Source organism: Actinomadura kijaniata (assembly GCF_014138665.1).
Taxonomy (GTDB): domain Bacteria; phylum Actinomycetota; class Actinomycetes; order Streptosporangiales; family Streptosporangiaceae; genus Spirillospora; species Spirillospora kijaniata.
Genome location: NZ_JACJIA010000008.1, coordinates 412112 through 435552, shown reverse-complemented (window position 1 = coordinate 435552; position 23441 = coordinate 412112). Strand labels below are relative to the sequence as shown.

Annotated in this window: 24 protein-coding genes; 15 read left to right on the top strand and 9 right to left on the bottom strand. The window is 74.2% G+C overall.

The genetic code is table 11. From position 1 onward, the window contains the following. Positions 1-101: 101 nt before the first annotated feature. The 3 genes from HNR61_RS29620 to HNR61_RS29610 form a co-directional block, all read right to left on the bottom strand. Positions 102-1532, bottom strand: coding sequence for an amino acid permease (locus tag HNR61_RS29620; RefSeq protein WP_246443890.1), 1431 nt, complete (start codon positions 1530-1532; stop codon positions 102-104). A gap of 365 nt (positions 1533-1897) precedes the next feature. Beyond that, the gene (locus tag HNR61_RS29615) at positions 1898-3442 is read right to left on the bottom strand and encodes a hypothetical protein (RefSeq protein WP_182846445.1); all 1545 of its coding nucleotides are present in this window, start codon (positions 3440-3442) and stop codon (positions 1898-1900) included. Between the two features lie 103 nt (positions 3443-3545). Beyond that, positions 3546-4283 carry a PaaX family transcriptional regulator C-terminal domain-containing protein gene (locus tag HNR61_RS29610; protein WP_182846444.1) on the bottom strand — a complete coding sequence of 246 codons (738 nt, stop codon included), beginning with the start codon at positions 4281-4283 and terminating at the stop codon, positions 3546-3548. 65 nt (positions 4284-4348) lie between these two features. Between HNR61_RS29610 and HNR61_RS29605 the strand changes: the two genes are divergently transcribed. The 5 genes from HNR61_RS29605 to HNR61_RS29585 all read left to right on the top strand — a co-directional run bounded on the left by HNR61_RS29605 (position 4349) and on the right by HNR61_RS29585 (position 10042). Beyond that, the gene (locus HNR61_RS29605) at positions 4349-6112 is read left to right on the top strand and encodes an acyl-CoA dehydrogenase family protein (RefSeq protein ID WP_182846443.1); all 1764 of its coding nucleotides are present in this window, start codon (positions 4349-4351) and stop codon (positions 6110-6112) included. Positions 6113-6182: 70 nt separating this feature from the next. Beyond that, positions 6183-6728 carry a PaaI family thioesterase gene (locus HNR61_RS29600; protein ID WP_182846442.1) on the top strand — a complete coding sequence of 182 codons (546 nt, stop codon included), beginning with the start codon at positions 6183-6185 and terminating at the stop codon, positions 6726-6728. Then, positions 6728-7495 carry a crotonase/enoyl-CoA hydratase family protein gene (locus HNR61_RS29595; protein WP_182846441.1) on the top strand — a complete coding sequence of 256 codons (768 nt, stop codon included), beginning with the start codon at positions 6728-6730 and terminating at the stop codon, positions 7493-7495. Before HNR61_RS29600 ends, HNR61_RS29595 begins: the two co-directional genes overlap by 1 nt. A gap of 204 nt (positions 7496-7699) precedes the next feature. Next, entirely contained in the window at positions 7700-8938 is a 1239-nt protein-coding gene (locus HNR61_RS29590; RefSeq protein WP_312898156.1) for a cytochrome P450, read from the top strand. A 3-nt stretch (positions 8939-8941) separates the two neighbouring features. Next, a complete protein-coding gene (locus HNR61_RS29585; RefSeq protein ID WP_182846440.1) occupies positions 8942-10042 on the top strand; it encodes an NAD(P)-dependent alcohol dehydrogenase in 1101 nt (366 codons plus the stop codon). 25 nt (positions 10043-10067) lie between these two features. Here the strand turns inward: HNR61_RS29585 and HNR61_RS29580 are convergent, their stop codons facing one another. Continuing rightward, the gene (locus HNR61_RS29580) at positions 10068-10487 is read right to left on the bottom strand and encodes a VOC family protein (RefSeq protein WP_182846439.1); all 420 of its coding nucleotides are present in this window, start codon (positions 10485-10487) and stop codon (positions 10068-10070) included. 87 nt (positions 10488-10574) lie between these two features. Here HNR61_RS29580 and HNR61_RS29575 point away from each other — a divergent pair, with 87 nt between their 5' ends. Further along, positions 10575-11159, top strand: a complete 585-nt coding sequence (locus HNR61_RS29575) for a TetR/AcrR family transcriptional regulator (protein WP_182846438.1) — start codon at positions 10575-10577, stop codon at positions 11157-11159. 2 nt (positions 11160-11161) lie between these two features. Here HNR61_RS29575 and HNR61_RS29570 read toward each other — a convergent pair whose 3' ends face one another. Then, positions 11162-11452, bottom strand: a complete 291-nt coding sequence (locus HNR61_RS29570) for a hypothetical protein (RefSeq protein ID WP_182846437.1) — start codon at positions 11450-11452, stop codon at positions 11162-11164. Positions 11453-11551: 99 nt separating this feature from the next. Next, the gene (locus HNR61_RS29565; protein ID WP_182846436.1) at positions 11552-12475 is read right to left on the bottom strand and encodes an NAD(P)-dependent oxidoreductase; all 924 of its coding nucleotides are present in this window, start codon (positions 12473-12475) and stop codon (positions 11552-11554) included. A 68-nt stretch (positions 12476-12543) separates the two neighbouring features. Between HNR61_RS29565 and HNR61_RS29560 the strand changes: the two genes are divergently transcribed. From HNR61_RS29560 to HNR61_RS29535, 6 genes are all read left to right on the top strand, one after another. Next, the gene (locus tag HNR61_RS29560) at positions 12544-12921 is read left to right on the top strand and encodes a hypothetical protein (protein WP_182846435.1); all 378 of its coding nucleotides are present in this window, start codon (positions 12544-12546) and stop codon (positions 12919-12921) included. Continuing rightward, positions 12914-13930 (top strand): nitronate monooxygenase, encoded by a 1017-nt coding sequence (locus HNR61_RS29555; protein ID WP_312898154.1) that lies wholly within the window; start codon positions 12914-12916, stop codon positions 13928-13930. Before HNR61_RS29560 ends, HNR61_RS29555 begins: the two co-directional genes overlap by 8 nt. A gap of 55 nt (positions 13931-13985) precedes the next feature. Further along, positions 13986-14819 (top strand): polysaccharide deacetylase family protein, encoded by an 834-nt coding sequence (locus HNR61_RS29550; protein WP_220509915.1) that lies wholly within the window; start codon positions 13986-13988, stop codon positions 14817-14819. Positions 14820-14925: 106 nt separating this feature from the next. Then, positions 14926-15858 carry an ABC-three component system protein gene (locus HNR61_RS29545; RefSeq protein ID WP_182846434.1) on the top strand — a complete coding sequence of 311 codons (933 nt, stop codon included), beginning with the start codon at positions 14926-14928 and terminating at the stop codon, positions 15856-15858. Then, complete coding sequence (locus HNR61_RS29540; protein WP_182846433.1) at positions 15842-16105, top strand: ABC-three component system middle component 6; 264 nt, start codon at positions 15842-15844, stop codon at positions 16103-16105. Before HNR61_RS29545 ends, HNR61_RS29540 begins: the two co-directional genes overlap by 17 nt. After that, entirely contained in the window at positions 16083-17771 is a 1689-nt protein-coding gene (locus tag HNR61_RS29535) for an ABC-three component system protein (protein WP_182846432.1), read from the top strand. The genes HNR61_RS29540 and HNR61_RS29535 overlap by 23 nt, the downstream gene beginning before the upstream one ends. 10 nt (positions 17772-17781) lie before the next feature. On the opposite strand, the gene HNR61_RS29530 is transcribed toward HNR61_RS29535, so the two are convergent. Continuing rightward, a complete protein-coding gene (locus HNR61_RS29530) occupies positions 17782-18978 on the bottom strand; it encodes an exonuclease domain-containing protein (RefSeq protein WP_182846431.1) in 1197 nt (398 codons plus the stop codon). Positions 18979-19266: 288 nt separating this feature from the next. Between HNR61_RS29530 and HNR61_RS29525 the strand changes: the two genes are divergently transcribed. Continuing rightward, on the top strand, positions 19267-19791 hold the full coding sequence (locus tag HNR61_RS29525) for an SRPBCC family protein (protein WP_182846430.1): 525 nt from the start codon (positions 19267-19269) through the stop codon (positions 19789-19791). Then, positions 19791-20819, top strand: a complete 1029-nt coding sequence (locus tag HNR61_RS29520; protein ID WP_182846429.1) for an LLM class flavin-dependent oxidoreductase — start codon at positions 19791-19793, stop codon at positions 20817-20819. The genes HNR61_RS29525 and HNR61_RS29520 overlap by 1 nt, the downstream gene beginning before the upstream one ends. On the opposite strand, the gene HNR61_RS29515 is transcribed toward HNR61_RS29520, so the two are convergent. Beyond that, entirely contained in the window at positions 20803-21699 is an 897-nt protein-coding gene (locus tag HNR61_RS29515; protein WP_220509914.1) for an alpha/beta fold hydrolase, read from the bottom strand. The genes HNR61_RS29520 and HNR61_RS29515 overlap by 17 nt on opposite strands. A 170-nt stretch (positions 21700-21869) precedes the next feature. Between HNR61_RS29515 and HNR61_RS29510 the strand changes: the two genes are divergently transcribed. Continuing rightward, the gene (locus HNR61_RS29510) at positions 21870-22409 is read left to right on the top strand and encodes a hypothetical protein (protein ID WP_182846428.1); all 540 of its coding nucleotides are present in this window, start codon (positions 21870-21872) and stop codon (positions 22407-22409) included. Here HNR61_RS29510 and HNR61_RS29505 read toward each other — a convergent pair. Next, on the bottom strand, positions 22393-23394 hold the full coding sequence (locus tag HNR61_RS29505; RefSeq protein WP_182846427.1) for a YihY/virulence factor BrkB family protein: 1002 nt from the start codon (positions 23392-23394) through the stop codon (positions 22393-22395). The two genes, HNR61_RS29510 and HNR61_RS29505, sit on opposite strands and share 17 nt — an antisense overlap. Positions 23395-23441: the final 47 nt, after the last annotated feature.

The window sequence follows — 23441 nt, the reverse complement described above, 5'->3', positions numbered from 1 at the left end:
GGGGGGGGCGCGGGGGGGGCCCGCGGGGGGGGGGGGGGGGGGGGGGGGGCCGGGGGGGCGGGGGGGGGGGCCCCCCCCGGGCCCCCCCCCCGCCCGCGGGGTCACTCGGACTTCCCGGCCCTCCGGCCGAGCAGCGAGTGCCGGTGGCTGTAGGCGAAGTACACCAGCGTCCCCAGCAGGAACCAGGCCGCGAACCGCAGCCAGGTCTGCCACTGGAGGAACGTGATCAGCCAGAACGAGAACACCACGCCGATGATCGGCACGACCGGCATGCCCGGCGTGCGGAACTCGCGCGGCAGGTCGGGCCGCTTGTACCGCAGCACGACCACCGCGATGCACACCACGATGAACGCCAGCAGGATGCCGATGTTGGTGAGCTCGGCGGCCTCGGCGATCGGCAGGAACCCGGCGATCAGCGCCGATCCCGCGCCCAGGATCCAGGTGATCCGGGTCGGCACATTCCGCGTGGGGTGCGTCTTGGCGAACCACATCGGCAGCAGCCCGTCGCGGCTCATCGAGAACCACACCCGCGCCGCGCCCATCATGAACGTGAACAGCACGGTCAGCACGCCGAGGATCGCGCCGACCGCGATGACGATCCCGACGGTGTTCAGCCCGACCGACTGGAACGCCGAGGAGAACGCCGCGTTGGGGTCGATGTCGCGGTAGTCGACCATGCCGGTCAGCACCAGGCAGGCCAGCACGTACAGCACCATCGAGATCGCCAGCGAGTACATGATCGCCTTCGGCATGTGCCGCCGGGCGTCCTTGGACTCCTCCGCCGCGGTGCTCATCGCGTCGTAGCCGAAGACGGCGAAGAACACGGTGGCCGCGCCGGTGACGGCGCCGCCGACCCCGAACGGGAAGAACGGCGAGTAGTTCCCTGCGTTGATCTTGAAGACACCGACCACGATGACCAGCAGCACGATGCCGACCTTCAGGTACACCAGCGCCGTCTCGAACCGCGCCGCGTTCTTCATCCCGAGGTTCAGCACCCACGCGATGAGCAGGCACAGCAGGGCCGCGAACAGGTTGACCTTGTAGCTGCCCGCCGCGACGCCCTCGGGTTCGGTCCCGGGCGCGCCCATCATCCACAGGGGCAGGTCGACGTGCATGAACCCGAGCAGGTCGTTGAAGTACCCGGAGATGCCGATCGCGACCACCGCCACGATCGCGGTGTACTCCAGCAGCAGGTCCCACCCGATCGCCCATCCGGCGAACTCGCCGAGCACGGCGTACCCGTAGGTGTAGGCGGATCCGGCGCGGGGGATGAGCCCGGCGAACTCGGCGTAGGAGAACGCCGCCGCCGCGCTCGCCACCCCCGCGATCAGGAACGACAGCAGCACCGCGGGTCCGGCCGTCTTGTTGGCCACCGCACCGGCCAACGAGAAGATCCCGGCTCCGATGATGCCGCCGACGCCGATCGCGGTGAGCTGCCACAGGCCGAGCGTCCGGCTGAGGCCGGACGACTCGCTCTCGTCATCGATCTGGTCGACGGGTTTGCGCCGCGTCATCGCGTGCAACACCGACATAGCGAGCCTCCTTACGCTGGCCTGCCACGTTGCAGGCCAACGCAGAACCATGCCCCCGGCGGCCCCGCTCGTCACTTCCGCAACCATCACAATTCGGTCACCCGAAACCCGGGCGCCGGATGGGGGAGGGGAAGGCGGGCGCCGCGCGGCCGCCCGAAGCGGCCGCGCGGCGTTCTTCCCGCTGTGCCCGTGCGGCTCGACGATCCCGGCGGAGCCCTTACCCCCCAGTTCGGGCGCCCGGTCGGAGCCCGCAGCGGACGAGATAGAAGGTAGCCGCGACCGCCCGCGCCGGGGCCCGTTCCCACCTCCCATCCGGCAAGCGGTGGGGACGGTGCGACGAACGGCCCCCGGCGCGGGGCGAGCGGTCAGCGCACGCCGTACGCGTTGGTGATCGTCTGCACGGAGGTCGCGCCCGCGTCGTCCTTCGCCGTGGCGCGCAGGGACACGAATCCCGCCGCGTTCGGGTTGCGGACCCGCACCACCCAGTGCGATCCCTCGCGCTTGACGGCCAGCTTCCGCCAGGTCCTGCCGCCGTCCGCCGAGGCCTCGACGACCAGGGACTTCAGCGTGGTGCGGGAGTCGGGGTGCCCCTTCACCGTCAGCGGGACGGAGGTCAGCGAGCCGCGGGCGGCGTGGTTGCGGGCGTCCAGGCCGCGCGGCGCGTAGACGGTGGTCAGCGCGCGCACCCCGCCGTGGCCGAGGCCGTCGTCGTAACCGCGCGCCTTGAACCGCAGGGTCGCGGCCACGCGGGTGGACAGCAGCGCCCCGGCCGGACGCCGGGCCTCGACCTTCAGCGTGTACCAGGCCGCCCTGGTCGGGATCTTGACGCGCAGGTCGCCCTTGCCCTGGGCCAGCAGGGTCGTGCCCCGGTACAGCCTGGCGGTCTTGGTGACGCCGCTCAGGCCGCAGTCCTGGTTGACGGTGCGCGGCGGCTGGCAGATCAGGGAACGCGGCGTCAGGTAGAGGTGGCGGCCGTCGATGGAGCCGCCGACACCGTTGCGGGACGGTCCCCACACGGCCCGGCCCCACGTCTCGGTGAACCGGCCCTTCTTGTAGGTCGGGTCGTCGTTGTGGTCACTGATGGTGGCGTTGCCGTGCGGGCCGCTGATGGTGACGTCCGGGTTCCAGCGGAGCCCCGGAGTCCGGTAGGAGACCACGGTGCGGGGGAGCGCGCCGAGCTCGGTGCGCATGTGGGTGAGCCATCCCCTGTTGTCGGGGGCGGCGGCCCGCAGGTCCATCCCACCGGTCTGGCCGTTGTCGAACGAGCGGACGTGCACGTCCACGCGGGCCAGGTCGGCGCGCTTGGAGCGGTACACCGGCGTGGTCGGGATACCGCCCTTGGCGACGCGGACCAGGTCGTACCGGTACGGGCTGGGGTTCTCCGCGCCGGAGCCCCTGCGCTCCAGCACGGCGTGCGCGGCGAGCGACACGTACTTGCTGGTGGTGGGGATGACGTAGGTGGCGTTCGGCGGGGACCAGCCGGAGATCGGGTTGACCGACCAGTCGCCGTTCACCAGCGGCAGCACGTTCAGGCCGGTGACCTCGGCGGTCGGGTCGTCCACCGAGAAGCGGACCTGCCGCCCCTTGCGGGCGTCGAACGCGACGGTCTGGCTCCTGGTGACCTTGACGACGCGGGTGCCGAGGGTGAGGGCCTCGCCGGTCTCGATCAGGGTGGTGACCGCGTAGGTCCCGGCCCGGACGCGGACGCCGCGTCCGCCGGGCACCTCCCGGCCCTGTCCGGTCCGGACGTCGATGAGGTAGGCGCCGGGCTTGACGGCCGCGCCGTCGCGGCCGACGGCGGTGACGGCGAGCGCGTGGGTGGCGGCGGCCTCGGCCGGGACCGCGGTCAGGCCGAGGGAGAGTCCGGCCGTGAGCGTGAGCGTGACGGCACGGAGGGGGCGACTGTGCAATGGAGCCTTCGCGTGAGGAAGAGGGGCGCGTCTGGGAGGGACGCGTGGGGCTGACGGTGCGGCGGGGGGAGGGCGTAATGATCCCGAGCGCCGGGACCCGCCGTCAAGATCCCAGGATGTGGGCGGTGAGCAGGTCCCGGAAGCCGGACTCGAACCGCTCGTAGTGCGCGCGCAGCCCCGGGCCCGGCCAGTCCCCGGGCAGCAGCTCGCGCGGCAGCAGCGGGTCGGCCAGCAGGTGCCGCAGCACCGCCGCCGCCACCGTGAACCGCTCGGCCATCGCGTCGGCCTCGTCCAGCGCCGCCCGCAGCGCCCGCGCGGTGTCCGCCCAGCCGGTCAGGTCCCACAGCGCCCCGGCCAGCGTGACCGGGTCCTGCTCGGGGCGGCCGGTCAGGAACGCGCACTGCCGCGCCACGATCTCCGGCCGGGGGCGCGCCAGGTTCGCCGGGCGCAGCCAGGCGCCCTCGCGGATCTCGGCGAGCCGCAGCTCCGACATGGCCTGGCGCAGGGCCGCGCGGTCGGCGGCGGGGCGGCGGTCGGCGGTGACGACGGCGATCTCCCAGGTCCCGTCCCAGGGGCGGGTGCGGGGCGAGCGGCTCTCGTCCTGCCGCCGCTGGCGGCCGAGGAGCCGTTCGGTGAGCTGGTAGTGGCCGTCCACCTGCGCCAGGTCCCCGGCGGCGACCATCCGCGACAGCGCGACCCGGACCGTCCCCTCGGCGATCCCGAACAGCTCGCCGACCCGGACCAGGTGCCGCGTGCGCAGCCGGGGCGGGTGCATGCCGAGCAGCGTGCTCAGCACCACCGAGCGGGCCGTGAGCGGACGCAGTCCCAGGGCGTTGGTCATCGTGCTCGGGACCCTACCGCGATTACACTCTTCCATCACGTGTAGAAAAGACGTAATGTCCGGGCATGGGTTCCTACCTCATCGAGCCGGTGGACCGGCTCCCGTTCGGCGGTCCGGACAAGGCGCGCCGCTACGCGACCGAGCGCTACCGCGGGGCCGTCGGCCTCGACTGGTACGCCTGCGACCCCACCCTCCGCTTCCTGCTCCGCCACCACCTCGGCGAACGCGGCCTCGCGTGGGCCGAGCCCCGGCTGCGGGAGCTCGGCGCGCTGATGGGCGGCCCGATCGCCGAACGCGCCGAGGAGACCGACCGCAACCCGCCCCGCCTGGAGAAGTACGACCGGTGGGGCCGCGACGTCAGCCGCGTGGTGATGCCGCCGTCGTTCGAGGAGGCGCGCCGCGACCTGGTCGCCACGAGCCTCACCCGCCCGGAGTTCCTGGCGGAGGCGCGGCGGGCGGGCGTGGACCCCGTGCCGCTGGCGGTGACCTGGAGCTACCTGCTGGACCAGGCCGACATCGGCATGGCGTGCGCGCTCGGCACCGGCGGCGACATGGTGGTGGGCCTGGCCGAGATGTTCGCGCCCGAGGACGTGAGGGAGCGGGTCCGCGAGCTGTTCGCCGCCGGGTACTTCTCCGGCGAGGCCGCGCAGATGCTCACCGAACGCTCCGGCGGCTCGGACCTCGGCGCGCTGGAGTCGACCGCGACCCCGGACGGCGACGCGTGGCGGCTCAACGGGTTCAAGTGGTTCGCCTCCAACGCGGGCGGCTCGGCGTTCGTCGTGCTCGCCAAGCCCGAGGGCGCGCCCGACGGCGTGCGCGGCGTCGCCCCGTTCCTGGTGCTGCGGGAACGCCGCGACGGCTCGCGCAACGGCGTGCGCATCCGCCGCCTGAAGGACAAGCTGGGCACGCGGTCGGTGGCGTCGGGGGAGGTGGAGTTCACCGACGCGGAGGCGTTCCTGCTGGCCCCGTCCGGGACCGGTGGCGGCGGCGGTGACGGCAGGGGGCTGGCCCGCATGATGGAGATGACCAACGCCGCCCGCCTCGGCATCGCGATGATGGGCCTGGGCTGCGCCCGGCGCTCCCTGGTCGAGTCGCTGTGCTACACCCGGGCCCGCGAGGCGTTCGGCGGCCCGCTGTACGACAAGCCGCTGATGCGCCGCCGGCTCGCCGAGATGATCGTGGAGACCGAGGCGGTCCAGGCGATGGTGTTCGACGGCTATCTCGCGAGCCCCCGCCTGCGCGTCGGGGCACCGCTGATCAAGCTGCGCGCCGCGCGTCTCGGCGTGACCGCCGCCAGTGCCGCGGTCGAGATCCACGGCGGCAACGGCTACATCGAGCAGTGGCCGGTCGCCCGTATCCTCCGCGACGCCCAGGTCAACCCGATCTGGGAGGGCGGCGACAACATCCTCTGCCTGGACGTCCGCCGCGCGATCGAACGCCACGACGCGCACGAGCCGTTCTTCGACCGGCTGGCCGCCGCGCTCGCGGACGCCCCCGCCGACGCCCCGGCCGACCTGGTCGCCGACCGCGCCGGCCACCTGCGCGAGGCGGTCGAGGCGTGGCGCAAGCTGGACCCGGAGACCGCCGAGGCGCGGCTGTACCCGCTGGCGGGCTACATGGCCGACGTGTACGCGGCGGCCCTGCTGGTGGAGCAGGCGGCCTGGGAGCGCGCGGAGCACGGCACCGACCGCAAGGCCCTGGTCGCCCGCCTCTACGTCCGCGCCCGCCTGGCCGACCACGGCCCGCTGCGCGGGATCGACGGCCCGGCCGAGGACCTGGAGCGCTTCGCCGACCTGGCGGACGGAGCCCTGGTGGACGACCGGTCGTAAGCGTTCCCGTACCCTCGGAGCCCGCAGGAAACCGAACTTCGCTCGGTATTCGATGCGGAAGGAGCCCCCGATGACGACGCCCTCCGTGGACCGCCTCCCCGCCGGCCCCGCCTCCTCCCGGACCACGCCTCCGCCCGGCGCGGCCGTCCCGGAGGAGGCCGGGCCCGACCCGCGGCTGACCGACGGCGTGCTGGCCGGCTACGCGGGATGCTTCGGCTGCGGCGAGGAGTCCCCCCACGGCCTGCGCCTCCGGCGCACCGGCCACGCCGACGGCGTCGTCCGCGCCGAGTACGTCGTCCAGCGGGCCCACCAGGGGGCGCCCGGCCTGGCGCACGGCGGGGTGCTCGCCACCGCGATGGACGAGATGCTCGGCTGGGCGGCGTGGCTGCTGGGCAGGCGGTACGTCACCGGCCGCCTGGAGACCGACTTCCTGCGGCCCGTCCCCGTCGGCGCCACGCTGCACCTGAGGGCGTGGTGCCGGGGCGTGGACGGCCGCAAGGCGTACCTCGAAGGGGAGGGGCGCGTCGGCGCGCCGGACGGGCCGCCCGCCGTGCGCGCGGCGGGACTGTTCGTCGAGGTCCCCCGGGAACACTTCACGAAGGAGCGGATGAACTGATGCCCACGGTACGCACCGAGCGCCGAGGCCCCGTCACCACCGTCATCCTGTCCCGGCCCGAGGTCCGCAACGCGGTGGACGGGCCCACGGCCGCCGCGCTGGCGGACGCGTTCCGGGCGTTCGACGCCGATCCGGACGCCGCCGTCGCCGTGCTGTGGGGCGAGGGCGGGACGTTCTGCGCGGGCGCCGACCTCAAGGCGATCGGCGCGGGCCGGGGCAACCGGGTCGCCCCCGACGGCGACGGCCCGATGGGCCCGACCCGGATGCGCCTGTCCAAACCGGTGATCGCCGCCGTCGCGGGCCACGCGGTGGCGGGCGGGCTGGAGCTGGCGCTCTGGTGCGACCTGCGGGTGGTGGAGGAGGACGCGACGTTCGGCGTGTTCTGCCGCCGCTGGGGCGTCCCGCTGATCGACGGCGGGACGGTCCGGCTGCCCCGCCTGATCGGCGCGTCCCGCGCCATGGACCTGATCCTCACCGGCCGCCCGGTCCCGGCGCGGGAGGCCCTGGAGATCGGCCTGGCCAACCGCCTGGTCCCGCCCGGCGCCTCCCGCGCGGCCGCCGAGGAGCTCGCGGCCGAGATCGCCCGCTTCCCCCAGACCTGCCTGCGCGGCGACCGCATGTCGGCACTGGAACAGGACGGCCTCACCGAGGAGGCGGCCATGGCCAACGAGCTGGAACACGGCACCAGGGCCCTGCACGAGGCCGCCGAGGGCGCCGCGAGATTCGCGGCGGGCCACGGCCGCCACGGCGACTTCGCCGACATCTAGCGCGGAGCCCGCTTCCGGCCGCGTTTCGCGGCGGGGTGGGCTCCTCCTGCGGAGATGTCGCAAGCGAGGGGTCGGATATGCCCGTTGGGCCCCGTTCGAGAAAATGATCTTCCTTGACCGGGTCGGGCTCGGCTCCTAGGTTCGCTCACGGGGTCGGGTCTCTCAGGGGATGAGGCGAGCATGGACATGATCGCGGGCTTGACCGTGGACGAGGCGGGCCGCGCGCTCGCCGACCCCACGGCGTACGCCGACGACCGGCGGCTGCACGAGGCACTGGCGCTGCTGCGCCGCGAGGACCCGGTGCACCGGGTGGAGCGGGAGGGCTACAACCCCTTCTGGGCCGTCACCCGGCACGCCGACATCATGGAGGTCGAGCGCGCCCACACGCGCTTCCTCAACGCCCCGCGCCCGGTGCTGGTCACCGCCGAGCTCGACGCGATGAACGCCGAACGCGCCGCGCAGGGCATCGCGCTGCGCACCCTCATCCACATGGACGACCCGGACCACCGGGTGATCCGCGCGATCGGCGCCGACTGGTTCCGCCCCAAGGCGATGCGCGCGCTGGAGCCCCGCGTCCGCGAGCTGGCCAAACGCTACGTGGACCGCATGGCCGAGCTCGGCGGCGCGTGCGACTTCGTCCAGGACGTGGCGGTCCACTTCCCCCTCTACGTGATCCTGTCGCTGCTCGGCCTGCCCGAGTCCGACTTCGACCGGATGCTCAAGCTCACGCAGGAGATGTTCGGCGGCGACGACACGGAACTGCGCCGGGGCACGAGCCCGGAGGAACGGCTCGCGGTCCTGATGGACTTCTTCGCCTACTTCCAGGAGCTCACCGCCGCCCGCCGCGCCCACCCCACCGACGACCTCGCCTCCGCGATCGCGAACGCCCGTGTCGACGGCGAACCCCTCAACGACCTCGACATCGCCTCCTACTACGTCATCATCGCGACCGCCGGGCACGACACCACCAGCTCCACGATCTCCGGCGGCCTGCGCGCCCTGGTCGAGCACCCCGACCAGCTCGACCGGCTGCGCGCCGACCCGTCCCTGATGCCGCCGGCCGTCGACGAGATGATCCGCTGGGTCACGCCGGTCAAGGAGTTCATGCGCACCGCCGTGGAGGACTGCGAGGTCGGCGGCAGGCGGATCCGCGCGGGGGAGGCGCTGCTGCTGTCCTACCCGTCCGGCAACCGCGACGAGGAGGTGTTCGAGGACCCGTTCCGCTTCGACGTGGGCCGGGATCCGAACCGGCACCTGGCGTTCGGGTTCGGCGTCCACTACTGCCTGGGCGCGGCGCTGGCCCGCATCGAGGTGCGCGCGTTCTTCGAGGAGCTGCTGCCGCGCCTGGAGTCCATCGAGCTGGGCGGGGAGCCGGAGGGCATCGCGACCACGTTCGTGGGCGGCCTGAAGCACCTGCCCGTCCGCTACACCCTGAAGGGCTGAGCCGTGCGGATCGAGGCGGCGGTGCTGCGCGCCCATGACGCCCCCTACGCGATGGAGTCCCTGGAGCTGCGCGACCCGGGCCCCGGCGAGCTGGTCGTCCGCATCGCGGGCACCGGCATGTGCCACACCGACCTGCTGGGCCGCGCCCCCGACGACCGCGTGGCGAAGCCGGTGGTCATGGGCCACGAGGGCGCCGGGACGGTCGAGGCGGCCGGCCCCGGCGTGGCGCTGGAGCCGGGAACGCCGGTCGTGCTGTCCCTCGACTCCTGCGGCGCGTGCGCCAACTGCCGCGCCGCCCGGCCCGGCAACTGCGCGCGGATGGCGGCGCTGAACATGTACTCCGCGCCGCTGGACGGCGTCGCCCGCCTGACGGCCGCCGACGGCACGCCGGTCAACAACCGCTGGTTCGGGCAGTCGTCGTTCGCGACGCACGCCCTGGCGACGGTCCGCAACACGGTCCCGATCGACCCGGACGTGCCGCTGGCGCTGATGGGCCCGCTCGGCTGCGGCATGCAGACCGGCGCGGGCTCGGTCCTGGTCTCCCTCGGCGTGGGCGCGGGCGACAGCCTCGCGGTGTTCGGCGCGGGGGCGGTGGGCCTCGCGGCCGTGATGGCGGCCCGCGTCGCCGGGGCCACCACGATCGTCGCGGTGGACCTGCACGAGTCCCGTCTCGACCTGGCCCGCGAGCTGGGCGCGACGCACGCCTTCGACGGGGCCGACGAGGACCTGGCCGCCCGGATCAGGGCGCTGACGCCCGGCGGCGAGGGCGTGCAGTACGCGCTCGACACCACGGCGGTCCCCGAGGTCGTGAGCGCGGCCGTCGCGTCCCTGCGCACCACCGGGGTCTGCGGCCTGGTGGGGGTGGGGGCGCGGGAGTACCGCCTGGACCCGACGCTCCTGCTGATGGGCCGCACGGTGAAGGGGATCATCGAGGGCGACGTCGTCCCCCAGCTGTTCATCCCGCGCCTGGTCGAGCTGTGGAAGCAGGGCCGCTTCCCGTTCGACCGGCTGATCGAGACCTATCCCCTGGCCGACGTCAACCGGGCCGAGGCCGACTCGCTGTCCGGCAAGGTCGTCAAGCCGGTCCTGCTGACGGAAACCTGACCTGCCGGCCCCGGCCGGGTGAGCGTCACTCCGGTGACGCGTACTGGGCGGCGTACTCCCCCGAGGGCGGGATCTGCGTGATGACGTCGACGAGGACGCCGTTCGGGTCGGCGACGATGAAGTGGCGCTGACCGAAGTCCTCGCTGCGCAGTGACAGCTCCTCCGCCAGGCCCTCCTTGACGACCAGGCGCTCGTGCTCGGCGTCCACGTCGTCGACCTCGAAGTTCAGCAGCAGGCCCCGCACCGGCCTGCGGTAGGCCTCCGGGACGGTCGGGTGCGCGTGGTCCACGAACGCCAGCTCGTAGTGGGGCGCGTCCGGCCGGCGCAGGCTGACGTACCAGTCCGCCTCGAACGTCACCTCGAACCCCAGCAGGCGGGTGTAGAAGTCGCGGGTCTCGGCGACCCGTTCGGTGCAGAGCACCGGATAGAAACCGGACAGGGACATGGCGTCCTCCAGGGCGGGCAGCGTGACATACCGTCGGTATGTGGCGCTAACGTAGGACGCATACCATCGGTATGTCAAGGAGGCCGGATGGACGCCAGAGCGGAACGCAGGGACCGGACGCGCGCCACGCTGATCGCGGAGGCCCGCCGGCTGTTCGCGGCCCGGGGCTACGGCGCGGTCGGCCTGGCGGAGATCGTCGCCGCCGCGGGCGTCACCAAGGGCGCGCTCTACCACCACTTCGCCAACAAGACCGACCTGTTCCGCGCGGTGCTCGACCAGGTCCAGCACGAGGTCGCCGACCGCGTGGCGGCCGCCGCCGACGCCCGCCCCGACCCGTGGGACCGGCTGGTGGCGGGCTGCCGCGCGTTCCTGGAGGTCGCCACCGACCCCGAGGCGCAGCAGATCATGCTGATCGACGGCCCGGCCGTCCTCGGCTGGAACGAGTGGCGCGCGATGGACGAGGAGAACTCCGCCCGCCACCTGGCCGACGCCCTGCGCGAGCTGACCGGGGCGGGCGTCATCCCCGCCCGGCCGGTGGAGCCCCTGGTCCACCTGCTGTCAGGCGCGATGAACGAGGCCGTCCTCTGGCTGGCCCGGACCGACGACCCGGACGCCCTCGCCACCACGACCGAGGCCCTGACCCGCCTCCTGGACGCCCTGCGCGCCCCCTGACGTCACCCGGGCGGCTGGACGGCCTGCCAGCGCCAGGAGTCGCCGTCGCGCGTCGCCTCCAGCACCACCAGCGGCGCGCCGTGGTCGGCCCGCCACCGGGCGAACTCCCCGGCCAGCTCCACGTCGAACCCCCCGGGCAGCGGAGCCCCGCCCGGATCGAGCGCGACCTGCAACGACGCCTCGGGGTTGTCCAGCGGCCAGACACGCGCCTCCAGCCCGTTGGCGCTGATCCGGAAGATCGACGACTCCCGGATCAGATGACCGTCAACACTGCGGACCCACACATCACCCATGTCCCCGCGTTACCCGCTCAGCGTCCGGGAAATCACGCTCTGTCCGCTTCGTTCCAGGGTCGGCGGGAGCAGGGCCGGGCCCCCGTCGAGGAACGCCTCTCAGCGGACGCGGTGCAGCAGCTCCTCCCCGGCGGCCAGGCGGCGGCAGTTCTCCGCCGCCACCTCGAAGTAGCGCGCCCACGTCTCGTGCGTCAGCCACGCCACGTGCGGCATCACCACCACGTTCTCCATGCCGAACAGCGGGTTGCCGGCCCCCACCGGCTCCTTCTCGAAGACGTCCAGGCCCGCGCCCGCCAGGTGCCCCGAACGCAGCGCCTCCACCAGCGCCGACTCGTCGATCACCGCGCCCCGCGCCGTGTTCACCACCACCGCCCCCTCCGGCAGCAGCGCCAGGCGCTCGCGGTCCAGCAGGTGGTGCGTCTCGTCCGTCAGCGGGATGTGCACCGACAGGACGTCGCTGGAGCGGAGCAGCTCCTCCAGCGGCCGCCACGCCGGGTCGCCGGGGCGCGGTGTGCGGGAGGTGTAGTGCACCGTCGCCCCGATCGCCTCCAGCATCCCCTTCAGCAGCATCGCGATCTGACCGCCGCCCAGCAGCCCCACCGTCCGGCCCGCGACCTCCCCGCCGGTCAGGGACCGCGGCGCGGGCCACCCCTCGCCGGCCCGCGTCCGCGCGTCGAACGCCACCACCCGCCGCAGCGTCGCCAGCGTCAGCAGCAGCGACGTCTCCGCCACCGCCTGCGCGTTCGTCCCCGGCATGTTCGCCACCGCGATCCCGCGCGCCGCGGCGGCGTCCAGGTCGATCGTGTTGACGCCCGTGCCCAGCTTCTGGATCAGCCGCAGCCGCGGCGCGCGGTCCATGTCCTCGGCGGTGATCGGGCGCAGCACGTGCCACAGCACCTCGGCCTCCGGCAGCAGCGCGTGGAAGCGGTCGTCGTCCTCCTCCGGGCAGCCCACGATGTCCAGCCCGGGTTCGCGCCCGGCGATGGCGCCGTGGTCGGCGTCGTAGTGCAGCAGCACCCGCATGTGATGGCCCTTCGCGATCCGTGAACTGCGCTTTCCGCACCCAGTGTGCTCCGGCTATCTTGCCGATCATGAATGGGGTCGACGCTCCCGGCCACGGGGCCATGGCGGTGCCGCGGTTCCTGGCCGAGCTGGCCGCCTGGGTGGCGGCGCCGTGGGCGCTGGCGCCGCACTCGGTGCCGCTGGCGGTGCTGGCGGTGGTCGTGCTGGTCGGGCTGCCGACGGTGTTCGCGACGCCCGGCGACAAGGCCAGCGTGATCGTCGCCGTGCCCGGGTATGTCACGGTCGCGCTGGTGCTGCTCCAGCTCGCCGCCGCCGTCGCGGCGTCGTGGGCCGCCTGGCCGCCGCCGGTCGCCGTGGCCGTGACCGCGCTGTGCGCCGCGGTGGTGGTGTTCGAGGTCCCGCGCTGGCGGTGGCTGCTGACCGAGAGGAGGAACGCCCGTGTCTGACTGGCTGCCGGAGGTCCCGGTCGTGCAGGCGCCGATGGCGGGCGGGGCGAGCACCCCCGAGCTGGTCGCGGCCGTGTGCGAGGCCGGGGGCCTGGGCTTCCTCGCCGCCGGGTACCGGACCGCCGCCCGGATGCGCGCCGAGATCACGCGCACGCGGGAGCTGACCCGCCGCCCGTTCGGCGTGAACGTCTTCCTGCCCGCCGCCGACCCCGTCGACGACGCCGCGGTCGCCGCCTACCGGGAGCGCCTGCGCCCCGAGGCCGAACGCCTCGGCGTCGAGCCCGGCGCGCCCGGCCCCCGCGACGACGACTGGGACGCCAAGGTCACGGACCTGCTGGCCGACCCGCCCGCCGTCGTCGGCTTCACCTTCGGCCGCCCGGACGCCGCGGTCGTCCGGGCGTTCCAGCGGCGCGGCACGGCCGTCGTCGTCACCGTCACCACCCCGGACGAGGCCCGCCGGGCGGGCGCCGCCGACGCCCTCTGCGTCCAGGGCAGGGAGGCGGGCGCGCACCGCGGCTCGTTCACCAACGGCGACGGGGAGCACCTCCCGGTCCGCGAGCTGGTCCCCCGGGTCAGGGAGGTCACCGCCACGCCGCTGATCGCCGCCGGGGGCATCGCCACCGCCGACCACGTCAGGGAGATGCTGCTGCTCGGCGCGGTCGCGGTCCAGGCGGGGACGGCGTTCCTGCGCGCCCCCGAGAGCGGCGCGAGCGAGGTGCACAAGAACGCCCTGGCCGACCCCCGCTACACCCGCACCGCGATGACCCGCGCGTTCTCCGGGCGTCCGGCGCGCGGGCTGGTCAACCGCTTCCTCGCCGAGCACTCCCCGCACGCCCCGGCCGCGTACCCGGACGTCCACCACCTGACCGCGCCGCTGCGCCGGGCCGCCGCCGCGCGGCGCGACCCGGAGGGCGTGAACCTGTGGGCGGGGGAGTCCTGGCGGCTCGCCACGGCCGAGCCCGCGCACCGGATCGTCGCCGCCCTCGCCGGAAAGATCACAAATTCGTGATCAACCGGTAGGTTCGGACCGAACCACTGAGAAGCCGGCACGGGGGAGGCGGCGCATGCTGCCCGGGGGACGCGGGGTTCGCGCGGCGGCGGGGGCCGTCGCGTTCGGACTCCTGGTAGGCGCGTGCGACGGCCCGAAGGCGGCCGACCCGCCGAAGCGGGAACGCGGGGCCGGCACCGTCGCGGGCGGGAAACGCGACGAGCGCGCGCTCTGGGCCCGGTGGGGCCTGAAGCCGCTGCGGCCCGCCCCGGCCCCGCCCGCCGTCAGGCCCCTCCGGCTCACCCGCAAGGACGTCAGGGTCTTCAACCACGTCCCCACCGGTGACCGCGTCGTGTTCATCACGATCGACGACGGCGCGGAGAAGGACCCGAAGTTCGTCCGGATGCTGGAGGACCTGCGGGTCCCCGTCTCGATCTTCCTCACCGACGACGCGATCCGGCCGCACTACGCGTACTTCCAGCCGATCCAGCGGCTCGGCAACGCCGTCCAGAACCACACCCTCAACCACCCGGTCATGACCGGGCTCGGCCTCGACGGGCAGAAGCGCCAGATCTGCGGCGCCCAGAGGATCCTGAAGCAGCGCTACGGCGTGAGCCCCACGCTGTTCCGCCCGCCGTTCGGCCTGTGGAACTCCCTCACCAAACAGGCGGCGGCGTCCTGCGGCGTGCACGGCATCGTGCTGTGGCGCGCCTCGATGCAGATCAACGACATGCAGTACGACGACCCCGCCCGGAAGCTGCACCCCGGCGACGTCCTGCTGGCGCACTTCCGGGGCCCGAAGGAGCTCAAGGGCCGCACGATGACCCACATGTTCGGCAGGATGCTCATGCGCATCCGCCGCCAGGGGTTCAGCGTCGCCCGCCTTGAGGACTACGTGCAGACCCCCTGACCGCGTTCCTCCCCACCCCTCCCTCACGCACCGTCACCGCCCGGCGCGGGGTTACCGTGAAATTGGGGACGACGGCGTGTCGCCGCGATTTCGTGTGTGAGGGCGGATGGGGCCGTACGACGGCCGGGACCGGGCCTGGTTCCACAGCCAGTTCATGTCGTTGTCGGTGCGTAAGACCGGCATGGAATGGCAGGCCTTCGTCAACGACCTGATGCACGCCGTCCACCCCGGCGAGTTCATGGCCGTGGACCCCACCGGGCGCGGCGACAAGGGCTGCGACGGCTGGGTGGGCGGGCTGATGCTCGCCTGCTACGGCGCCACCTCCCCCCACCAGGGCCGCGTCGCCAGGAAGGTGAACGACGACTTCCACACCGCCCTGCGCTACTGGGGCGACCACATGGAACGCTGGGCGTTCGTCCACAACAACGCCAACGGGCTGCCGGAGATGGCCGCCCGCGCCGTGCTGGACCTGCGCCGCCGCCACCAGGGCTCGATCCGGATCGAGGTGTGGCCCCCGCAGGTGCTGTGGAACCACTGCGCGTTCCTGGCCCGCGACCGCCTCGCCGAGATCGTCGGCTCGCCGCCGTCCGACCACCCCGCCGGGATGACCTACATCGCCCGCTGCGTCGAGTCCCTGGCCCGCACCCGGCTGCAACCCGGCCTCGACCCGGTCCGCGAGGTCGCGTTCGGGAAGATCGAGCACAACGGGTTCGGTCCCGAGGTCGCCGACCTCATCAAGCACCACCAGGCCCACACCGGCCACGTCCGCTACTACTTCGCCTTCGCCTCGCCCGGCGAGCAGGCCCAGGTCTCGGAGAACCTGCTGACCCGCTTCGCCGGGCTGCGGGCGGTCCTGCCCACCTCCGACGCGGTGTTCCACGCGCTGTGCGACGACCTGGTGGCCGAGGCGTTCGCCGGGGGCGGCTGCCCCGACCCGGCGCAGCGCCGCAGCGCCGCGCTCATGGTCGTCACCCACTTCTTCGAACGCTGCGAGATCTTCGAGTCCCCGGTGGAGGGCCGCCGTGCTGCTTCCTTCTAAGACCCTGCCCGCCGACCAGGCGCTGGTCGCCGTCGCCGCGCAGATCCTGCTGCAACTGGACCGCCCCCGCAGCGTCTCGGCGACCTGGGACCGGCTGCTGGAGTGGCGGTCGGCGCGCGGGATGGACCCCACGCCGCCGTTCTGGTGGTTCTCCCTGGCCCTGGACCTCCTCTACGCGATCGGCGCCGTCGAGCATCGCGACGGGGAACTGACGAGGAAGCACCGTGCTGCACGACCTGACCAGTGACCTGCCCGCCTTCCGGCCCGTGCGGTTCGGCGCGGGACTGAACGTCGCCGTCGCGCGCCGCCCCCGCGACCACGAGGGGGACGACCGCGACCCGGCCGGCACGACCGGCCTGGTGCGCCTGCTGGACTTCCTGCTCGGCGGCGACGTCCGCGTCGGCCACCCGCTGCGCCGCGCCGAGCTCGCCGGGGCCCGCTTCGCCCTCACCCTCGACCTGTCCGGCCGCCCGGCCACGATCACGCGCGGCGCGGCCGACCCCGCCACGGTCCGGATCGACGACGAGACGATGCGCCTGCAACGCCTCCGCGCCCACCTGGGCCGCGCCCTGTTCGGGCTGACCGGCGAGGGCAACGAGCCGTCGTTCCGCTCGGTGGTCCCGTACTACCTGCGCGACGTGGCGGCGGGAGGCTACGCGTCGCCGGTGGAGACCCACCGCGGGCAGCGCGCCACCGACGCGCAGCCCGCGCTGGCCCACCTGTTCGCCCTGGACGTGGACCTGGTGGCGAAGATGCGGGAGGTCGGCGAGACCGACCGGCAGCTGCGCGCCCTGCGCCGGGCCGCCAAAGAGTCGATCATGGGGATGACGCTGGGCCGCCTCGGCGACCTGGACGCCCGGATCCGCGCGCTGCGGGCGCAGCGCGCCGAGCTGGCCGCCGACCTCGCCGCGTTCCGCCTCGCCGGCCGCTACGACCGCCACCGCGACCGGGCCGACGCGCTCAGCCGCCGCATCCGCGAGATCAACGACCATCTCGCCGTCACCGAGCGCCGCATCCGCGACATCGAGACGGCGATCGCCGACGACGCCGGCGACCTGCCCGACCACGCCTACCTGCGCCAGGTGTACGAGCAGGCCGGGGCGGTGCTGCCGGACCTGGTGACGCGCCGGTTCGAGGAGGTCCGCGCGTTCCACCGGTCGGTCGTCGCCAACCGCCGCCGCTACCTGGAGTCCCAGCACGACCGGCTCCGCCGCGAGCGCGAACGCGAGCACGCCGAGCTGGACCGCCTGGACCGCGAACGCGCCGAGGTGATGCGCCTGCTCGACGCCGACGGGGCCCTCGCCGCCTACACCGAGCTGCACCGCCGCCTGGCCCACCTCGACGGACGCCTCGCCGAGCTGGCCGAACGCCGCGCCGTCGTCGCCCGCTGGAGCGAGGCGGGCCGCCACGTCCGTCACCGGTCCGGCGAGATCGAACGGCAGATCGGCGACGACCTGCACGACCGCCGCGACCGCGTCGCCGCCGTCTCCCGCCGCTACGCCTCCTACGCGCGGCGCCTCTACGGCGCCCGCCGCACCGCCGACCTGACGATCGAGGCGGGCCGTTCCGGCTACCGGTTCCTGCCGTCCATCGGCGGGAACGCGACGCCCGACGGGCGCGCGATGGCGCTGTTCTGCTTCGACCTGTGCCTGGCGGTGACGGCCCGCCGCTCCGGGCACGGCCCCGACTTCCTGGTCCACGAGAACCACCTGTTCGACCACGTGGACGCCCGCCGCACGGCCCTGGCGCTGGAGCTGGCCGCCGACGTGGGCGACCGCGAGGGCCTCCAGTACGTCGTGACGCTGGACTCCGGCCGCCTCGACGAGGCCCTCGCCCACAGCCCCGGCCTGCGCCACCACGTGTGCGCGGAGATGGCCGGGCGGGAGGGCGGCCTGTTCGGGATCCGCTACTGACCCGCGCCCGCTACTGACCCGCGAGCCGCAGGAACGTCCCCGGCGTCACGATCGGGACGCCGTAGATGCGGGCGCGCCGCGCCTTCTGCGACATCGTGTCCGGGTCGGCCGCGACCAGCAGCTTCACCCGGCGCGTCACGCGTGGATGCGGCACGTAGCCCATGGCGCGCACGCGCCCCTCCCACACGTGGCGCTGCTCGTCGGCCTCGCCGGTGAACGCCACCAGGTCGCCCGGCTCCAGCCGGAACCGCGCCAGCGGCGGCACGGCCGTGTCCCGCGCCCGCCGCAGCGCCTGGTCCGCCGCGTCCAGCGGCAGGTCCAGCAGGCGCGTGACGTGCACCAGCTCGGTGCGGCGCGCCTCGGTCGGCTCGCCGTCGGCCAGCGCCGCGCGGGCCAGCGCCGCCAGGTAGTCCAGGTGCAGCCGGTGCAGGTCGCTCCAGCTCAGTCCCACGCCCGCCGCGAACGCCACCAGCGCGTCCGCCGCCGTCGGCGAGATGTCGTGGTCGAGCAGCACCCGGTCCAGCAGCCCCAGGTAGGTGTCGGCCCCGCGCGGCTCGGGCACGCGCGGCAGCGTGTCCAGCACCCGCGCCAGGAAGTGCGTGTCCCGCTGCGTCGCCACGCCGCGCCGCACCGGCGGGGCCTCGCTGACCGGCAGGTCCGGCCAGAGGGTCCGCTCCGCCGTCGCCAGCAGCCCGGCCCACGGGACGTCCCCCTGGGCGCGCTGGATGTAGCAGCCCAGCAGCCGCGCCGCCGCCCGCGCGTCCACCAGCGCGTCGTGGTGCCCGTTGAGCGGCACCTCCGCCAGCGCGCAGCACCCGGCCAGGTTGCGGGGCGCGCCCGGCAGGAAGCGGGGCGCCCAGCGCATCGTGCACACGCCGTTCTCCGGGTCGCGCAGCGGCGCGGCGACGCCCGCCCGCCGGAACTCGGTGTACAGGAACGACTGGTCGAAGCGCAGGTTGTGGGCGGTGAGGACCCGGCCGCGCAGCAGCCCGGCGACCGTTCCGGCGATGTCGGGGAACGACGGCGCGTGCCGCACGTCCCGCGCGCTGATCCGGTGGATGCGCTGCGGCCCGAGATCGCGGCCCGGGTTGACGAGCGTGCCCCACTCCCGGGTGATCCGGCCGGAGGGGTCGACCTGGACGATGCCCACCTCGATGATCCGGTCGTGCCGTCCGGGCCGCAGCCCCGTCGTCTCGACATCGACCACCGCATACCCGTACGCGCCCACCGGCACCGCCCAGTCTTCTCGAAGTGCTGATCAGAACATTCCCGCTCTGACCAGCACCGACCCCCACAAACAGGGGTTTGCGTTATATATCTGACCCGGGCCTCAAGCGCCTGCCGGAGGCCTCGCCTGCAACACGCCCCGCGACCCCTGGACCCGCGTCCCACGCGCCCCTTACTGATCGGATGCGTGACCGAAAACCGGGCGTTGACATGCTGAGTCCATTTACGAAACCATCTCGGCACCCCCCACGCACGGAAGGTGGCCGCCATGGAGTGGACCGGCGCGCGCTACGCCGACGGACCGACCGCCGAGGTCGAGACCTGGATCGACGCCCCACCCGAACGCGTCTGGCCGGTCGTCACCGACGTCGCGGCGATGGCCGAGCTGAGCGAGGAGGTCCAGGAGGTCGCCTGGCTCGACGAGGGGGACGGCCCCGCGCTCGGCCGCCGCTTCACCGGCCGCAACCGGCACGCCGCCATCGGCGAGTGGACCACCACCTCCCACGTCGTCGAGTGCGAGGAGCCGCGCGTGTTCGCCTGGGCCGTCGAGGACCCCGACAACCCCAGCGCGACCTGGCGCTTCACCCTCGAACCCCGGGACGGCGGCACGCTGCTGCGGCAGTGGGTGCGGATCGGCCCGGGACCGTCCGGGCTCACCCTCGTCATCGACGCGCGGCCGGACCGGGAACAGAAGATCGTTTTCGTGCGGATGCGCGAGCACGAGCACGCCATGACCCGCACCGTCGCCGGCATCAAGGCCCGCGTCGAGGCCCGCGTCGAGGGAACGGGCTGATGCGCACCGCGACCACCGTCGAGCTGTCGCGCGACGCCCGCGCCACCCTCGACTTCGCCCTGGAGGCGGAGAAGCTGGGCCTGGACGTGTGCTGGGTCGCCGAGGCGTGGGGCTCCGACGCCCCCTCCGCGCTCGGCTACCTGGCCGCCCGCACCGAGCGGATGCTGATCGGCTCGGCCGTGATCCAGCTCGGCACCCGCACCCCCGTCGCCATCGCGCAGACCGCCCTCACCCTCGCCGAGCTCTCCCAGGGCCGGTTCCTGCTCGGACTGGGCGCGTCGGGCCCGCAGGTCATGGAGGGGCTGCACGGCGTCCCGTTCGACCGGCCGCTGACCCGGATGCGCGAGACGGTCGACATCATCCGGCGGGCCTGGGCGGGCGAGAAGATCAGCTACTCCGGGGAGACGGTCCGGATCCCGCTGCCCGGCGAGGCCCGGCCGATGCGCCTGTCCACCGCGCCCAACCCCGGCATCCCCCTCTACCTGGCGGCGCTGTCGCCGAGGATGCTGGAGCTCACCGGCCGCGTCGCCGACGGCTGGCTCGGCACCAGCTTCGTCCCCGAGGGGGCCGGCGCCTACCTCACGCACCTGGACGCGGGCCTGGCCGCCGCCGGGCGCACCCGCGCCGACCTGGACGTCTGCCAGGGAGCCGAGGTCGCGATCTTCGACGACGAGGAGCCGATGCGCGCCCACCTCCAGAGCCGCAGGGCGGAGCTGGCGTTCAGCATCGGCGGCATGGGCACCGCCACCACCAACTTCTACAACGCCGCCTACGCCCGCCAGGGCTGGTCCGACGTCACCGGCGAGATCTGGCGGCGCTGGCGGTCCGGCGACCGCGCGGGCGCGACCGCCCTGGTCACCGACGAGATGGTGCTGGCGACCACGCTGATCGGCACCGAGCCGATGGTCCGCGACCGCCTGCGGGTCTGGCGGGACGCGGGCGTGACGACCGTCCGCCTCTATCCGGCGGGCGACACCCTGGAGGAACGCCTGACCACCCTCGGCCGCGCCCTCAGCGTGATGCCGTGACGCCCGCCACGAACTCCAGGACCCGCGCGTTGACCACGTCGGGCCGCTCCATCGGCAGTCCGTGCCCGGCCCCCGCGACGGTCTCGGTCCGCGCGTCCGGGATCAGCGCCCGCACGCGCTCGGCCGCCTCCCGCGGCCGCAGCAGCGTGCTGCGCGCCCCGAACATCGCCAGCACCGGGACGTCCACCGCCCGCAGCTCCTCGTCGGTGAACGGCCGCACCAGGGGCCGCGCCGCCGGCCGGAACGTCCGCGCCGCCAGCATCACCGGCCTCATCAGCACCGGCGGCTGGGTCAGCGCGGCGTTGGCCAGCGCCCGGCCCAGCGCGGGCCGGAACCGGTAGGGCGCGAACATCGCCGCGCCCGCCAGCGCCAGCGTGGCGACGAACCGCGCGGGCACCCTCGCCAGCCCCGCCGGATCGAGCAGCGTGACCGACGCGACCCGCCCGGCCCCGCCGTGCACCACCTGGTTGAGCGCCAGCCAGCCGCCGTAGGAGTGCCCGACCAGGTGCGCGCGCTCCAGCCCGAGCCCGTCGAACGCCTCCGCCAGCCACCGCGCGTTGTCGGCCGAGTCCCGCGCCACGACCCGCTGCACGCTGCGCCCCGGATCGTCGAGCGTGTCGATCGCGATCACGGGATGCCGGGCGCCGAACGCCGCGACCTGCGGATGCCAGGCGGAGGCGTTCGAGCCGTGCCCGTGCAGCAGCACCAGCGGGATCCCCTCGCCGGCCCCGTACCGGTGCGCGTGCACGGTGCCGAACGAGGTCTCCACGTCGACCTCCCGCCGGGGCTCCGGCCACAGCGCCATCGCCGCGTCATAGGCGGCGAGGAACCGCGCCCGCGCGCCCTCGCCGCTGAACCGCCCGACCCCGGTCCTGGTCACGCCGCCTCCCCGACTCGTCGACGCGAACGTACCAACGATGATCCCGCCGGACCGCGCCTTCCGATGATCTCCCCCGCGCGGGGGAGCGGGGTGGCCCGCGCGCGGGAGGCCCCGGGGCGGGCCCGCGGACGAGCATGGAGGCGTTCGCGAGACCCGCCCAGGAGGACGCCATGACCGCCACCACCCGCCCCGTTCCCCGGTGGGCCGAATGGACCGCGCACGCCGTCCCGCTCACCGTCCTGCCGAGCGGCCTGTGGCGGATCGCGCTGGGGCTGGGCGTGCCGGTCGGGTTCAGCGGCTCGATGGCGGAGCTCTACCACGCGCCCGACCCGGTCCTGACGCCGTACGTGTTCGCCCTCAGCCTGGTCTCGGAGTTCTTCGCGCTGCTGACGCTGGGGCTGGTGCGGCCGTGGGGCGAGGTGTTCCCGCGCTGGATGCCGCTGGTCGGCGGGCGGAACGTCCCGGTGTGGCTCGCGGTCGGGCTGGCGACGGCGGGCGCGGTCGCGGTGACCCTCATCGGGTGGAGCGTGGCGGGGCAGTGGGCGGGGAACATGGCCAGCCCGGAGGCCCCGCAGGGCCTCGCCGGGGTGATCATGATCGCCTGCTACGCGCCGTTCCTGCTCTGGGGACCGCTGCTCATGATCGTCACCGTCCACTACGCCGTGCGCCGCACCCGCGGCGCCGGACGGGCCCTCACAGCCCTCCGCTGAGGCGGGGCGGCGTCTCCTCCTCGGACATGGCGCGGGTGTCGCGGGGGACGGCGAACGGCTCGGCGTCCTCCGGGACCCCCTCGGCCATCCGCCGCGCCCGCACCAGCTCGGCGTCGAACTCCGCGCCCAGCAGGATCGCCACGTTCGACACCCACAGCCACACCAGGAAGATCACCACTCCGGCGAGCGCCCCGTAGGTCTGGTTGTAGGAGCCGAAGTTGGCCACGTACAGCGCGAACCCCGCCGACGCCACGATCCACGCCAGCACCGCCAGCACGCAGCCCGGCGTGATCCACCGCCAGCCGGGCTGCCGCACGTTCGGGCCCGCCCAGTACAGCGTGGCGATGGCGGCGATCACGACGACCAGCAGCACCGGCCACTTCACGACCGACCACACGGCCACGCCCGCCGACTCGAACCCCAGGATCCGCCCGGCCTGCTCGGCCAGCCGCCCGGTGAAGGTGACCGCCAGCGCGCTCGCCCCCAGCACCACCACCATCGCCAGCGTCAGCGCGACCCGCAGCGGCGCGAGCTTCCACAGCGGACGCCCCTCGGGCATGTCGTAGACGGCGTTCAGCGCGCGGATCAGCGCGGCGACGTACCGCGACGCCGACCACAGCGCCACCAGCAGACCGGCGGTCGCCAGCACCCCGGCCGTCGGCGCGGACGCCGCCAGCCCCTCCACGGCCCGCAGCAGCACCTCCCGCACCTGGCCGGGGGCGAGCTGGCGGATGTTGTCGATCAGGGCGCGCCGCCCGTCCTGGCCGACCAGCCCGACCAGCGACACCATCACGATCATGCCGGGGAACAGCGAGAGCACCCCGTAGTAGGTGAGCGCCGCCGCCCAGTCCAGCAGCTGGTCGTCCTGGACCTCCCGGAACGTGCGCCGCCCCGCCTGCCACCAGCCGCGCCGGCCGAGATGCGTGGGCCGCTCCGGCACCTTCCCCCGCTTCCTCTCCCCCCGCGTCCCGCCGCGCAGTGCCACCGCCGCCTCCTCATCCCGGTGGCAAAGCCCTACCCCCGGAACCGCCC